Source organism: Flavobacterium sp. 22659 (genome assembly GCF_052044235.1).
Classification (GTDB): domain Bacteria; phylum Bacteroidota; class Bacteroidia; order Flavobacteriales; family Flavobacteriaceae; genus Flavobacterium; species Flavobacterium johnsoniae.
The window spans coordinates 166,327-180,661 of sequence record NZ_JBQEMU010000006.1 but is presented as its reverse complement, the minus strand read 5'-3'; the positions used below and the strand labels follow the sequence as shown (position 1 = coordinate 180,661).

Here is a 14,335-nt window from a genome sequence, read left to right as displayed (position 1 = left end):
TAAAATATAATACCACAATAATGCCAACTGAAAAAATAAAAAGAAGCTATCGCAAAACACGTTACATCCTTTACAAAGAAACTTTAATTGATTATAAAGAGCACTTTTGGTCATTTTTAGGTTCTTTCGTTGGAATTGGAATTCTTGCCTATCTCGAATCTTCACAATTTACAGGAAGTGATGTTGTGTATTTAATTGGCTCTTTTGGTGCTTCGAGTGTTTTGATTTACGGAATTATACAGAGTCCGTTTTCACAGCCAAGAAATTTAATTGGAGGTCATCTTATTTCTGCCTTTATAGGTGTTACGGTAAATAAACTGGTGCCCGATATTGTATGGATCTCGGCTCCACTAGCAGTTTCTCTTTCAATTATTTTCATGCAGATTACTAAGACCTTGCATCCACCAGGTGGAGCGACAGCTCTAATTGCAGTTACAGGTTCAGCGCAAATAAAAGGTTTAGGGTATATGTATGTGATTTCTCCCGTTCTTGTTGGTGTTTTAATTTTGTTTGTAACTGCCTTATTTTTTAATAATATTACTTCAACAAGAAGCTATCCAAGCCACAGCACGTATCACAAACATTACCATAAAATTAGAAAAAGATTGACAGGAAGATAGTTTTGAACTATCGTATGTCACCCTGAGCGAAGTCGAAGGGCTTTCTTCCTGAATAGGGCTTCGACTCCGCTCAGCCTGACTGTCGACAGACTTAATCAGAAAAATGAAAAAATCTTTTCAACAAATCGTAATTCACAATTCGGATTTCGTTTTTTATATTTTACCTTTGACCTCTCAATAAAAACAAAGATTATGGTTTATAAATTTAGAGTAATTCTAGACGCCGAAGAAGATATTTTTAGAGACATTGCAATTCTTGAAGACGATACTCTTGAAGATTTACACAATGCAATCTTCAACGCTTTTGGTTTTGACGGATCTGAAGTGGCTTCATTTTATACTTGTGATGAAACTTGGAATCAGGAAGATGAAATTCCTCTTTTTGATACAGGAGATGTTCCTGGCGAAATAAGAACCATGAACGATTATCCGTTGTCTAGTATTTTAGATAAACAAAATACAAAGATTATCTACGTTTACGATTTCATCAGCATGTGGACTTTCTTAGTAGAATTAGCTGCTGTTGAAGATGAAGCTGTTGGAGCAACTTACCCTGAAACTTTATTTTCTCATGGTGAAATGCCAGATGAAGCTCTTGAAAAAAACTTCGAAGCTGATGATATGCACAACGATATCTACGGAGAATTTGAAGACGACCTAGATGAAGACGATCTAGACATGTTCGAAGGAGATGACAGTTTCGAGGATTATGGATTTGAGGAGAATTGGAATTAGTTTTCCTTAGGTACAAAGGTTCAAAGAGGCAAAGGTTCAGAGGTTTTTATTTTAAAATCTTTGATTTTAAAATGTAAGAATATTTTTATTTTTGTGTTTAATTTTTAAATACATAAATGAAAACATTTAGAGACCTCTTGATTTGGCAAAAATCAATGAACTTAGTTACCGAAATTTACCTATTAACCAATTCATTTCCGAAAGAAGAAATTTATGGACTATCTTCACAAATCAGAAGATGTTCAATATCAATACCGAGTAATATTGCTGAAGGTTATGGCAGAGATGGGAATAATGATTATCTGAGATTTTTAAATATTTCTATTTCATCCTTATTCGAAATGCAGACTCAGCTTGAAATTTCATTCAATTTAAAATACATAACGGAGAATCAATTCAATAAAATTAATGGAGAAAGCAGAGAATTAGAACGAATGTTAAGTTCTTTTATTCGAAGAATAAAAGACAGAAAATAACCTTTGTCCCTTTGAACCTCTGCAACTCTGAACCTATAAACACATGATTAATCTTTTCAACACCCACATCGACACGCTGGCAATACACCGCGTGGGAAACAAAAGCCGTAATGAGGCTATTTTTTTATCAGAGCAGCCATTTAATTTAAATGATGAGATTGTTCCTTTGATAAAAGAATTCTTTTTTAAGCCTTTTAGAGAGAAAGAAGAAAACTATTATCAGTTTGCACACGAAGTGGACTTGGACTACAACGACATGTTTAAATATGCAACTGAAATTTTTGCTAATCCGGCTAATGTTCATGAGGTTTCTAAAAAAATCACAAAACATTTATACGAGCAGTCAAATCACCCGCACATTAAAAACGGAGAGGTTTATGTAACTTATTTAACAAACCTGAGTATTGATAACAATGTTGTTGATGCAATTGGAATTTTTAAAAGTGAGTTACAAGCCGACTTTTTACAGTTTGAAGAAAACGGAAGCAACCTGGAAATGATCCTGCAGCAAGGAATTAACCTGAGCAAACTAGACAAAGGATGTTTAATTTTTAACTACAAAAAAGAAGAAGGCTACAAAATCCTGACTGTAGACAGCAACCGTTATGATGCGCGTTACTGGTTAGAGCACTTTTTGTCTGTAGACGCTTTTGAAGATGAAAATTTCATCACTAAAAAATATTTAAAATTCTGCCAGAACTTCGCAAAAGACGTTGTTTTGCCAGCTGAAGACAAGAAAGAGGAAGTAATGTTTATGAACCGATCTGTGAATTATTTCGCTAAAAACGATCAGTTTGAAGAGCAGAATTTCTTGAATGAAGTATTAGACAATCCTGAATTAATTCCTGAATTCAAAAACTATAAAGTTGATAAAGGAGAAAAATACAGCATCGAAGATGTAACCTCATTCCCTATTGCAAACGCAGCAGTTTCTGACGCTAGAAAATCAATTAAAAACGTTATTAATCTGGATACACATATTCAAATTAAAATGGATTTTATTAACCCTGAAAGTGCAGAAAAATTTGTTGAAAAAGGCTGGGATGAAGAAAAACAAATGTATTACTACTTAGTGTATTTCAATAAAGAAGAAAAAAGCTAAGAAGTTTTCATTTTCTATTACTTACTTAAAACAAAAAACGGCAGTTACAAATGTAACTGCCGTTTTTTATTGAAATTGATTTTCTAAAACAATGCGAAAATCGATTTTAAAATATCATCATAAACTTGTTTGTCTCTCTCGCCTGCTCTCGCCAAAACCCTTATTCCGGAGTAATTGTTAAAAATAAAACGAGCTAAAGATCTGGCTTCTTGCTTAGACGAAATCTGCCCCAGCTCCTGCCCTTTTTTTACAGCTGTATAAAAAACTTCTTCCATGATTTTTCGATTATCGTTTACAATTTTTGCGATATCAGCATCATGCATAGCAAGTTCTACAGCTGAATTTACCATAAAACAACCTTTAGTAATTCGGTCTTCGAGACTTTCTACTACAGCCAGCTTAAAAATTACGCTAAGTGTTTCTTTTATATTTGTGGCGGTTTCGAGTATTTCTTTAATCTTGATGTAATTTTCATCATGATATTTTTTTAAAGCTCTGGCAAACAGTTTTTGTTTATCTCCAAAAGTATCATACAAACTCGAACGGCTTAATCCTAAATGATTTACCAAATCCTGAGCAGAAGTTCCGTTATAACCTTTGTGCCAAAAAATTTCAATTGCTTTATCTAAAACCTGATCTTCATTAAATTCTTTCGTTCTAGCCATGATATTCAAATTAAATTCTTTACAAAGATATTAAAAATACGGAACAATCGTTCCTGAATAAGTCAAAAAAATTATAATACTGTATTTACAGTAAGTCCGCCGTCGACAACAATTTCTGTTCCTGTAATGAATGATGAATCATCAGAAGCAAGAAAACTAATTGTTTTTGCAACTTCAGAAGCCTGACCAAAACGTTTCAATAAGATTTTTTCTCCCAAAGCTGCTCCTAAACCTTCTACTTCTTCTTTTTCTAAACCTACTTTACCATACAAAGGAGTTTCAATTGGGCCAGGAGAAACTGCATTAACTCTGATTTTTCTTGAAGCTAATTCGGCAGCAAATATTCTGTTTAATGATAAAACTGCTGCTTTACTTGCTCCATATACACTTGAACCCGGCATTCCTAATTGAGCATTTACAGAAGTATTAAAAATAATAGAACCTCCGTCATTTAAAATTGGCAGTACTTTTTGAACTGTAAAATAAACTCCTTTTACGTTTACATTCATTATACTGTCATAATGTTCTTCTGAAGCTGAGTCTACCGGAGCAAAAGCAGCAATTCCTGCATTCAGGAATAAAATATCAACTTTCCCAAATTTTGCTTTTACTTCTTCTACTAAATTGTCAATAGATTTCAAATCAGATTGATCTGCCACAATTCCGGTAACATTTAATTCAGTTTCAGCTTTTGCCAAAGCTTCTTGGTTTCTTCCTGTTACAATTACTTTTGCACCTTTTGATGCTAATTCGGCAGCAGCTGCGTACCCAATTCCACTATTTCCACCTGTTACAATAGCTACTTTGTTTTCTAAATTTTTCATTTTATTTGTTATTTAAGTTATTGATTATTCAATTATTATGGTACAAAGATATAATAACGGAACAATCGTTCCGTTATTATTATTGTTAATTTTTAGTTAAAATAATTAAGCAGTTTGAAAAACGCCCATTTACAAGGGTTTGTGTCTATGAAGCTATAAGCGAAACAAATTGTAAAATGCTGTTGATTCTTAATTTATGCTTAATTTTGTATTTCAAAAAAAAATTATCAGATGGATCGACACGTACCTAAAGAAAGTCCTTTCGAAACGATAATCTCATTTCATAAACTAATTGAATCTTTTGAAGAAATTGCTTTATCTGATGTTGATTACCGATCTAACTATGCCAAAGCCATTTTAAAAGAAATTGAAGCTTTTCCGGAATTTAGAACCGGAATTCGTGATCTTAATTCTATTCGAAACAATGAAGCTTTAATTAAAAATATAGCTGCTGATTTATTTCCAACAGCTCTGACTCACAACGAAATAAAAGCAATTACAATTCCTTTTCAAAACATTTCTTTTAATTATACCGAACGTTTCAAAAAAATTCTGCGTAATGCCGGAGATGAATTTTATATGGAAATTCGTGATTTTGATGATCATCAGTTTTATGTAAACAACTGTTGTTTGATTTTGGCATATCATTACAATCAAAATGTAGATTTCAGTAAACCTTTTTTCTATGATATTCCTGATGAAGAAGGTGTAGAAAGACATTATAGAATCATGTACAATGCTGATTTCATGGAAATTATTCCTACCGAAAAATCAGTAGAGCTTTCACAAGATGATATTGATCAATTGATAGACAACTACAATGATATCGATTTATGGAAATCTAAATTTCCTCCGGGAAGCTGGATTTTAAAAGGTTTTGGAATTGTTTCTTTATTTGATGCTACTACAGAAAGTGCTATTTCGACTTTAAAAAGTAATTTATTAAAACCAGATAATACGAGAGTAACTTCTACAGATATTGTAGAAAATATCTTCAGATCTATTTTTAAAATTCCAAGTTTAAAAGTGGGTTTTATAATTTACAATCCTGAAGAAGAAAAGTTTATCAGACCAATGAAGTTTGATAATCATATGGAAAGTTATCTTTTGAAATCAGATCAGGAAATGGATTGCAAAAATGCTTTCTTTGGCTGTTCATTCGAGAATCTTCTGGATAACAAAGAACCTTTTGTAATTTCGAACGTTAAAAAATTCATTGAAGAATCCAGTAATAAAAAACTTGGCGAGCATTTGCTTAAACAAGGTATTCAAAGCTGTGTTTTTGCTCCGGTAATTAAAGACGATCATTTATTAGGAATTGTCGAATTGGTTTCTGAAAACCCTAGAGATTTAAACAGTGTAAATGCAATAAAGTTAGATTTGGTTTTACCATATTTAACTGACACTATCGATCGTTACAATACTGATATGCAGCATCAGATTGAGGCGATTATTCAGCGTGAGTACACAACAATTCACCCAAGTGTATATTGGAAATTTAGAAAAGAGTCGCAAAATTACTTTCAAAATATAAGCCATACTAAAGATTACATTTTTAAGGAAATCGTATTTAAAAATGTATTCCCTTTATATGGTCAAATAGATATTAAAGGTTCTTCTGAACATAGAAATGAAACGGTTAAAATTGATTTAAAAAATCAATTGACTGCCTTGTTGGAAATTTTCGACAATCAGGACCCAAATTCTAATCTGGTACTTTTAGAACAAAGAAAATTCGAATTAGAATCGCTTAGAAGTGAATTAGATTTTCCGCTGAAAGCAGATATGGAACAACATATTCAGCGTTATATCGAAGAAGAAATTCACCCGATCCTGAAAAACACAAAAAGCAATGCTAAAAACGAAAAGTTAGAAGAGTTGTATTTTGAAAGTCTGGATGAAAAAACAGGAATGTTCTATCAGGAAAGAAAGAAATTTGATAATGCAATGTCGATTATCAATAAAAAACTGGCTTCGGTTTTAGATAAAAAACAAGTTGAAGCACAGCAGATTTATCCGCATTATTACGAGCGTTTTAAAACTGATGGTGTTGAACATAATTTATACATTGGGGCATCGATTTCGCCAACAAAACCCTTTGATATTATGTACCTGCATAATCTGCGTTTATGGCAGCTGCAGACTTTATGCGAAATGGAATTAGAACATCATCAGCTTAAAGAATCGCTTCCGTATGAATTGGATGTTACGTCGCTTATTTTGGTTTTTAGTTCCCCGCTTTCTATTCGTTTTAGAATGGATGAAAAACGTTTTGATGTTGACGGAACCTATAATGCCAGATATGAAGTTGTAAAAAAACGTATCGATAAATCGCATATTAAAGGAACTAACGAACGTATTACTGAAAAAGAGAAAATTACAATTGTTTATTCTCAAAATAGTGAAGAAGCTGAATATTTAAAATACATTAAATATTTACAGCACAAAAAAATTCTTGAACCTTCAATAGAACAATTTGAAGTCGAAGATCTTCAGGGAGTTTCTGGTTTAAAAGCAATTCGCGTAAAGGTGATTAACAACACCAATGCTTCAAAAATGAAAAAAATTACCTATCAGGATTTATTAGATGAGCTCAACTAAATAGTTGGGCTTTTCCTATTTAAACACATATAAACATAGCAGTTTCTATATAATATTTAAAAAAAGCTTTGTCAAGTTTTAAACTTCGACAAAGCTTTCTGTATTTTGAGTTACATTTAAGAAGACTAGTTTGAAAAACTAAATTGATTTAAAAGCAATTACAAATGAAATTACAGTTATAATTAATCCGAACATGAAAAAGTTGTAAGCAATTCTCAAAAGATTATATTTTCGCTGTAAAACCAATCCAAGGTAATACAAATCTTTAATCATGGTCGAATAAAGATAATCTCGGTCTTTCATCATTTCATTCATTGCCCAATCGTAATCTTCAAGAGGCATCTTATAGAAATTTCCAAAAAACATCAAATTGACTTTTCTGGCTTCAACATCACCTCGTGTAAAAAATCCCGAAGTTACTTTTGGCCTTGTAGAAAGAATTGCAAAAATAATTGTGATAACACTCGACATCAGCATAATAAATGTCGGCACCACCAAATGGGCGTTTTTTGGACTGTCAAGTTTTGGAATAATTGTAGAAAGTGCGATCGAAATAATAATTGCATTTACAGACAATAAAATATTCGCTTTACTATCGGCAATACCGCTTAAACGAGTATGGTTTCCAAGCGTAACACGAAACAAAGTATCAATACCGCGTTCTGGTTTTTCTTTGTCTTTCTTTTTATTGTCTTCTTCAATTGCAGCGGCAGCTTTTAATTCTTGTTTGTTTATTTTTTTCTGAATCAAAAGCAGGTTTTTTTCTTTTAAAGGCTGCCATTTTCTTAAAGCATAATCCGTATAGAACCTGTGTTTATTTAATAAAAAATTCAGATTTTCTTTTGTCCACTCTGCATTTGTAAAACTAACTATTCCTGTGTTTTTTAATTCTAAACGCAGTAATTCACAGGTTGTCGTATACTCAGTTCCCATCAAATGGGCATAATCTGCATCTTTTATAATTTTTTCTAAATGTGTTTTAGGTTCATATTCTTTTACCGTAGCCAGAATTAAGCTGGAAACAAGTTCTATAAACTTATCTGATTTTCCTTTTTCTTTTAAAAAATCAGATGCAATTTTTACACTCTTGCTTTCATGGTTTTCATAACCTTCAACATATCCTGTGTCATGAAACCAAGCTGCCACTAAAAGTGCCTCTTTATCATCATGTTCAACATCTTCTTTTTTACATAACTCTTTTACCGCAGTAACAACTGTGAAAGTATGGTTAAAATTATGATAAGAATATAAATTAGAAAGTTTATCTTTGAGTAAATTACTGACGAAATCTTCGGATTGTTCTATTAGATTCATAAAAGAATATTTTTACACCACTAAATTATGAAATTGTTTTTGGATAATCATTTTATTGCTAAGATTAAAAACTTTTCATTAGCAATTATAACACTGCTTTTCATTTATTCCTGTGCAACGCGCAAAGCGCAATATGGAAAAAATGTGAGTGCTAACGAAACTGAAAACGCAACAGATACTATAAAAATTGCCCATACTTTTTATCTTGTTGGAGATGCCGGAAATGCTGACGAAGAACAGGCGCAGCAAACATTAGAATTATTGCATGACAGGCTTAAAAAAGCCAGTAAAAAATCGACTCTGCTTTTTTTAGGCGATAATATTTATCCAAAAGGTTTTCCGGCTGATAAAAATGCTGAAGATAAAGAACTTGCAGAAACCAAACTCAAAAATCAGTTAAAACTGGCTAAAGGATATAAAGGCAAAACCATTTTTATTCCCGGAAATCATGATTGGTACAGCGGTATTAAAGGGCTCGAAAGTCAGGCCGATTTTGTGACAAAAAAACTAGATGACAAAAAAGCATTTCTGCCAAGAAAATCCTGTGCCATTGAAGATGTCAAAATTGATAGCATTACAACGTTAGTAACCATTGACAGCGAATGGTTTCTGGAAGATTGGGATAATCACCCTACTATTAACGATAATTGCGAGATAAAAACCAGAGAAGCCTTTTTTGAGGAGCTTGAGAATATCTTAAATAAAAATCAGGAAAAAACAGTTGTTCTTGCCATTCATCATCCTTTGCTGAGCAACGGAACGCATGGAGGACAATTCTCGTTAGAGAAGCAGTTATTTCCGTTAGAGAAAAAAATTCCGCTTCCGGTAATTGGTTCTTTCATCAATTTGCTGAGAAAAACTTCTGGAGTAAGTCCGCAGGATATTCAAAACAAACAATATACTATTTATGCCAAGCGAATTAAAACGCTTTTGCAGAAACAGAAAAATGTAATTGTAGTTTCGGGTCACGATCACAATTTACAATATATCAGCAAAGAAAATATTCAGCAGATTATCAGCGGAGCCGGTTCAAAATCTGAAGCTGCGAGAGCAATCAACGAAAATGATTTTTCATACGGAGGCAATGGTTATGCAGCCTTAACTTTGTATAAAAGCGGCGATGCTAAAGTTTCTTTTTATGGAAATGAAAATAATAAAGAGAAACTGCTTTTTGAAAAAGAAATTATAAAAGCTAAAGAAATTAATTGGGCTTCTGATATTCCGAATAATTTTCCTCCAAGAATTACAACTTCTATCTATTCAACTAAAATGACAGATAAAAGTTTGTTTCATAAATTCTTGTTCGGACAACATTACAGAAAATACTACAGTATGCCAATTGATGTAAAAGTAGCCACTGTAGATACTTTAAAAGGCGGATTGAAACCTATTCGCGAAGGCGGCGGACATCAATCTGTTTCTTTAAGAATGTCTGATCCAAAAGGACGTGAATTTGTATTGCGAGGCATGAAAAAAAGTGCAACGGTATTTTTACAATCTGTGGCTTTTAAAGATCAATATGTGGTAAATGATTTTGAAGATACTTATACAGAAAGTTTTCTGTTTGATTTTTATACAACTTCGCATCCGTATGCTCCGTTTGTAATTGGCAGTATGTCTGATAAAATTGGTGTTTTGCATACTAATCCAATTTTATATTATGTACCAAAACAAAATGGTTTAGGAGAATTTAATGCCGGATTTGGAGATCAGCTTTATATGGTAGAAGAAAGACCAGCTGATAACCATTTAGACGGCAAAAACTTTGGAAATCCAAGTAATATAATTGGTACCGATGATATGATGCTGAATTTACACAAAGATGAAAAATACAGCGTTGACGAAAAGGAATATATAAAAGCGCGTTTGTTTGATATATTAATTGGCGACTGGGACAGACACAGTGACCAATGGCGCTGGGCAGAATTTAAAAAAGACGGTAAAGTTATTTACAGACCAATTCCGCGTGACAGAGATCAGGCCTTTGTAAAATATGATGGTGCTTTGCTTTCTATTTTAATGAATATTCCGGCACTTCGCCACATGAGAACTTTTAAAGACCGAATTGGCAATGTGAAATGGCTGAGCAGAGAACCATATCCAATGGATTTGGCTTTTTTAAGAACATCAGGCGAAAAAGAATGGGTTGAACAGGCTAAGTTTATTCAGGAAAATTTATCTGACAGCGACATCGAAAATGCTTTTAAAAATATGCCTAAAGAAGTTCAGGATGAAACGGTTGCTGAAATTATCCGAAAACTAAAAAACAGGAAAAAAGATCTTCAAAAATACGCAGCCCGATATTCTGATGTTTTAAGCAGAACAGTTATGATTGCCGGAACTGATAAAAAAGACAAATTTGTTTTGAACCATAATGCTAAAAAAAGTATTGAAGTTCAGGTTTACAGAGTTAAAAAAGATGGTGATGAATTGCAATACTCCAAAATACTTACTGATGCTAAAACCAAAAACTTATGGATTTATGGATTAGATGATAATGATGTTTTTGAAGTAAAAGGCGATCAAAAATCAAAAATTAAAGTTCGTTTAATTGGTGGTCAGAATAATGACACTTACAATATTGAAAACGGAAGAAAGGTTATTGTCTACGATTTTAAATCAAAAGAAAACACTTATAAGCTAGATTCGAAAACACAGACGCAGCTGACAGACGATTACGATGTTAACTTGTATAATTATGAAAAACCGAAATATAACGTAATTTCTGGTCTTCCAAATATTGGATTTAATCCTGATGATGGCGTTAAATTGGGTATTAATCTAAATTATACGGTGAATAATTTCAAACAGAATCCGTATACGCAAAGACATATTTTTAATGCTTTCTATTATTTTGCTACTGGTGGTTTAGAATTTAATTATGCCGCTCATTTCCCAGGTTTGTTAGGAAAATGGGTTATTGATGTTGAATCGCTTTATACTACGCCAAACTTTGCGATGAATTATTTTGGATACGGAAATGAATCTCAATATGATGATGATCTAAGTATGGATTACAACCGTGTACGCATTCGTAAATTTAATGCTTCGGGAGCCATTAGACACGTGGGAAGATACGGAAGTGAATTCAGCATTCAGCCTATTTTTCAGAGAATGACAGTTGAGGAAACGAGTAATAGATTTATTGACACTCCAAATATTGTAAATCCGGATGTTTTCAGCAGTCAGAATTACGGAAGCTTGAAAGTAAAATATCTTTTCAAAAATTCTGATTTTGCTGCCAAACCAACTCTTGGAATGTATTTTATGATTGCCGGAACTTGGACAACTAATTTAGACGAAACCAAGAAAAATTTCCCAACTCTTGAAAGTGTTTTAGGTTTTACACACCGAATTGACAAAAACGGTAAACTGGTTTTAGCAACTTATCTAAAAGGAAAAGCGATTTTAAATAATAACTACGAATTCTACCAAGGTGCTTCTCTGGGAGGAGATACTGATTTACGTGGTTTTAGAAATGAACGTTTTTTAGGAAATTCATATTTTTCTCAAAGTTCTGATTTGCGTTTAAGCATAGGCCGAATCAGAAAAACAATTGCTCCGTTTACTTACGGAATTCTAGGCGGTTTTGATTATGGAAGGGTTTGGCTTGACGGCGAAAATTCAAGAAAATGGCATCAGGATTACGGAGGCGGACTTTGGTTAAATGCCATTAATGTTTTAACTGCCAGAATCTCGTACTTTAAATCTCCTGATGAAATAGGACGAGTTATTTTTGGAGCCGCATACAGCTTCTAGCTGTTAGGTTCAGAGTAACAAAGCAACAAAGGCTCAAAGGTTTCTGCTGCGAATTACATCAATTTCCATTAATTTTTTATTAAATATAATTCGGGGAAATTGGTTTAATTCGCGGCAGACTTTTTTTGCAAAACAACTTTGTACCTATGTGACTTTGCCTCTTTGAACCTAAATTATTTCAACCTAAATTCATATACATTCCCTCCTATTTTATCGGCTTTTTCATCTGCGATAAGCAAGGTATTATTGTCTTTAAAAACTATTGCTTCTTTTTGAGAAAAATGATTTAATTCTATTTGGGTTTGAGTTCCTTTGTGGAATAAATCTCCTTTAAAACCTTTAAATAAAAGAACTTTATCGTGGCTTAACAAAGCTACTTTTTTTCCGTCAGGACTTATTGACGCACTGGTCAAAACACAATGATTGTAATTATTGCAGGTTTTAAACTCTCCTATTTTTACGGCTTTTTGAGTTCCGGATGCGTTTTTTATTTTGTAGATAAAGGCTGTTCCGTCAAAACCTTTGCTTCTGTTTTTTGTAAAAAGGTAGAAATATCCTCCATGTTCAAAAAAACCTTCCACATCATAAAACATTTCTTTTTTCTTTGGCGGAAATTCAGTTTGTTCAGGATAAGAAAATGAGATTTTATATTCGGCAGAAGCCACATCTTTACTTAACTGATTTTTAGCAACTTTGTAAATACACAAATCTCTGCGTTTGTTATCATTGTTTCCAAAATCCCCAATATAAATATTACCGGCTTTATCTTTTGTAATATCTTCCCAATCAACATTTGAAGCGTTCGAGATTGTAATCGTTTTTTCTATTTTTCCTTTAGAATTGATGGCATAAAGAGCATTTTTATTACCGCTGTCTTCAAGAGTGTAAATTATATTGGTTTCAGGAAAATAAGTAATTCCCGAAACTTCTTTTAATTTCTTCGGAAGCGAATAAAGCGTTTTCAAATCGTTGCCTGATTGCTGCTGGCAAGCCAATAAAACTATAGAAACGGCTATTAAAAAAGTTTTTTTCATAAGATTGTTTTTTGTTCAGGCACAGATTATGAGGTTTAAAGAATTGCAAAAAATCATTTTAATCTTTGAAATCTACAGCCTAAAAACTTTAAACTAAGTTTGTGTTTTTAAAATTACGCGTAATAAATTCAAAAGCGGCGTGCATGATATGTCCCATCGATTTGGCATTTTTAAATTTCATATCGTTGGTATATCGGTACAATTCCATTTTTAACTGATCTAAATGTTCTTGTGTCGAAATGGTATCGTGGCACATTATATTCAGTAATTTTTTTATTCTGGTCTCGGCAGAATGAATACGTTTTGCCAGAATCGCTCTTTCTTCGTCTTTGTACTGAATAATTGAACGTTCTTCTAATTTCTCTTTAATCAGCTTAATCATTGGATAATTTTCCTTGAAAAACTGCGGACGATAAACTTTGAAATTGCCTTCGTAGCATTGCTGGTCAAAATCAATTGGACGTATTTTATAAACTACCTGATCAAAATCGTGAATTGGGACAATTACATAATTGTACGCTCTCATATCGCCCAAGAGCCTAATCATACAGCGTTCGTTGAATTTTACAAATTCTTTCGCTATTTGTGCTTTCTCCATTTCGGTACATTTGTCCAGCAAAGTATCCATAAAAACATCGCCCGGAATCCCAATAATATGCTCCTCGATTAAAGTATCGTTATAAACCAAAAAGTTGATTTTATCCGGCGAAAGTATATCTTCTAATTCTAATCCGTAAATTCTCGAAGCATCAGCTTTTTTTATGTAAAAATGAACGTAATTGTCGTTTAGAATATTTCTTACTTTAATTCGAAATGGTTTTGAATTTCCAAAAGTGCAATAGTCAATGGCATCGACATTTAAATACTGAATGATCTCATTGTTCCCATCAGAATGTAAAAGAGAATAGATTTTTTTGAGATTTAGATCGATTTCATTTCTTTCAAATTCACTGTAATAAACCCGAATCCATAGAGTATCGGTTTCATTTTTATCGTAAACATTAATCGAACCCGAAAACCGCAGTAAGTCATCATAAAACACAGAAACTTTCGAAATACGTTCGAATCTGTCTAAATAACTTAAAAGTGGCTGTGTTAAAGGAAAAGACGGTTTTTTTAACACCATTAAAGGTTCGCTCATTTTGAATATCTTTATTACAAATTTACATCAATAAGATTATAAAAATAAATTTGGCGTAACAATA

General features: G+C 32.7%; 11 protein-coding genes. 6 read left to right on the top strand and 5 right to left on the bottom strand.

What is annotated here, in order from left to right; all coding sequences use genetic code 11:
- Nucleotides 1–20 precede the first annotated feature (20 nt).
- From ACTJIW_RS08960 to ACTJIW_RS08945, 4 genes are all read left to right on the top strand, one after another.
- The gene (locus ACTJIW_RS08960; protein ID WP_440715181.1) at nt 21–620 is read left to right on the top strand and encodes an HPP family protein; all 600 of its coding nucleotides are present in this window, start codon (nt 21–23) and stop codon (nt 618–620) included.
- A 192-nt stretch (nt 621–812) separates the two neighbouring features.
- Nucleotides 813–1,355, top strand: coding sequence for an IS1096 element passenger TnpR family protein (locus ACTJIW_RS08955; RefSeq protein WP_012026887.1), 543 nt, complete (start codon nt 813–815; stop codon nt 1,353–1,355).
- Nucleotides 1,356–1,471: 116 nt separating this feature from the next.
- Complete coding sequence (locus tag ACTJIW_RS08950; protein ID WP_012026888.1) at nt 1,472–1,831, top strand: four helix bundle protein; 360 nt, start codon at nt 1,472–1,474, stop codon at nt 1,829–1,831.
- Nucleotides 1,832–1,874: 43 nt separating this feature from the next.
- On the top strand, nt 1,875–2,933 hold the full coding sequence (locus ACTJIW_RS08945) for a nucleoid-associated protein (RefSeq protein WP_012026889.1): 1,059 nt from the start codon (nt 1,875–1,877) through the stop codon (nt 2,931–2,933).
- A gap of 83 nt (nt 2,934–3,016) precedes the next feature.
- Here ACTJIW_RS08945 and ACTJIW_RS08940 read toward each other — a convergent pair whose 3' ends face one another.
- Both ACTJIW_RS08940 and ACTJIW_RS08935 read right to left on the bottom strand, forming a co-directional pair.
- Nucleotides 3,017–3,598, bottom strand: a complete 582-nt coding sequence (locus ACTJIW_RS08940; RefSeq protein ID WP_149206472.1) for a TetR/AcrR family transcriptional regulator — start codon at nt 3,596–3,598, stop codon at nt 3,017–3,019.
- A 71-nt stretch (nt 3,599–3,669) separates the two neighbouring features.
- Entirely contained in the window at nt 3,670–4,422 is a 753-nt protein-coding gene (locus ACTJIW_RS08935) for an SDR family oxidoreductase (RefSeq protein ID WP_440715182.1), read from the bottom strand.
- Between the two features lie 231 nt (nt 4,423–4,653).
- Between ACTJIW_RS08935 and ACTJIW_RS08930 the strand changes: the two genes are divergently transcribed.
- The gene (locus ACTJIW_RS08930; RefSeq protein WP_012026892.1) at nt 4,654–7,023 is read left to right on the top strand and encodes a GAF domain-containing protein; all 2,370 of its coding nucleotides are present in this window, start codon (nt 4,654–4,656) and stop codon (nt 7,021–7,023) included.
- Between the two features lie 138 nt (nt 7,024–7,161).
- On the opposite strand, the gene ACTJIW_RS08925 is transcribed toward ACTJIW_RS08930, so the two are convergent.
- On the bottom strand, nt 7,162–8,337 hold the full coding sequence (locus ACTJIW_RS08925; RefSeq protein WP_440715183.1) for a Pycsar system effector family protein: 1,176 nt from the start codon (nt 8,335–8,337) through the stop codon (nt 7,162–7,164).
- 27 nt (nt 8,338–8,364) lie between these two features.
- Here ACTJIW_RS08925 and ACTJIW_RS08920 point away from each other — a divergent pair, with 27 nt between their 5' ends.
- Nucleotides 8,365–12,096 carry a metallophosphoesterase gene (locus ACTJIW_RS08920; protein ID WP_440715184.1) on the top strand — a complete coding sequence of 1,244 codons (3,732 nt, stop codon included), beginning with the start codon at nt 8,365–8,367 and terminating at the stop codon, nt 12,094–12,096.
- 173 nt (nt 12,097–12,269) lie between these two features.
- On the opposite strand, the gene ACTJIW_RS08915 is transcribed toward ACTJIW_RS08920, so the two are convergent.
- Nucleotides 12,270–13,130: a hypothetical protein gene (locus tag ACTJIW_RS08915; RefSeq protein WP_440715185.1), complete on the bottom strand. Its 861-nt coding sequence runs from the start codon at nt 13,128–13,130 to the stop codon at nt 12,270–12,272.
- A gap of 88 nt (nt 13,131–13,218) precedes the next feature.
- On the bottom strand, nt 13,219–14,271 hold the full coding sequence (locus tag ACTJIW_RS08910; protein ID WP_012026896.1) for a hypothetical protein: 1,053 nt from the start codon (nt 14,269–14,271) through the stop codon (nt 13,219–13,221).
- Nucleotides 14,272–14,335: the final 64 nt, after the last annotated feature.

Excerpts from the sequence above, each read along its gene's own strand:
- ACTJIW_RS08955 (WP_012026887.1), top strand. The coding sequence starts at position 813 with ATGGTTTATAAATTTAGAGTAATTCTAGACGCCGAAGAAGATATTTTT.
- ACTJIW_RS08960 (WP_440715181.1), top strand. The coding sequence starts at position 21 with ATGCCAACTGAAAAAATAAAAAGAAGCTATCGCAAAACACGTTACATC.
- ACTJIW_RS08935 (WP_440715182.1), bottom strand. The coding sequence starts at position 4,422 with ATGAAAAATTTAGAAAACAAAGTAGCTATTGTAACAGGTGGAAATAGT.
- ACTJIW_RS08930 (WP_012026892.1), top strand. The coding sequence starts at position 4,654 with ATGGATCGACACGTACCTAAAGAAAGTCCTTTCGAAACGATAATCTCA.
- ACTJIW_RS08910 (WP_012026896.1), bottom strand. The coding sequence starts at position 14,271 with ATGAGCGAACCTTTAATGGTGTTAAAAAAACCGTCTTTTCCTTTAACA.
- ACTJIW_RS08920 (WP_440715184.1), top strand. The coding sequence starts at position 8,365 with ATGAAATTGTTTTTGGATAATCATTTTATTGCTAAGATTAAAAACTTT.
- ACTJIW_RS08925 (WP_440715183.1), bottom strand. The coding sequence starts at position 8,337 with ATGAATCTAATAGAACAATCCGAAGATTTCGTCAGTAATTTACTCAAA.
- ACTJIW_RS08915 (WP_440715185.1), bottom strand. The coding sequence starts at position 13,130 with ATGAAAAAAACTTTTTTAATAGCCGTTTCTATAGTTTTATTGGCTTGC.
- ACTJIW_RS08940 (WP_149206472.1), bottom strand. The coding sequence starts at position 3,598 with ATGGCTAGAACGAAAGAATTTAATGAAGATCAGGTTTTAGATAAAGCA.
- ACTJIW_RS08950 (WP_012026888.1), top strand. The coding sequence starts at position 1,472 with ATGAAAACATTTAGAGACCTCTTGATTTGGCAAAAATCAATGAACTTA.
- ACTJIW_RS08945 (WP_012026889.1), top strand. The coding sequence starts at position 1,875 with ATGATTAATCTTTTCAACACCCACATCGACACGCTGGCAATACACCGC.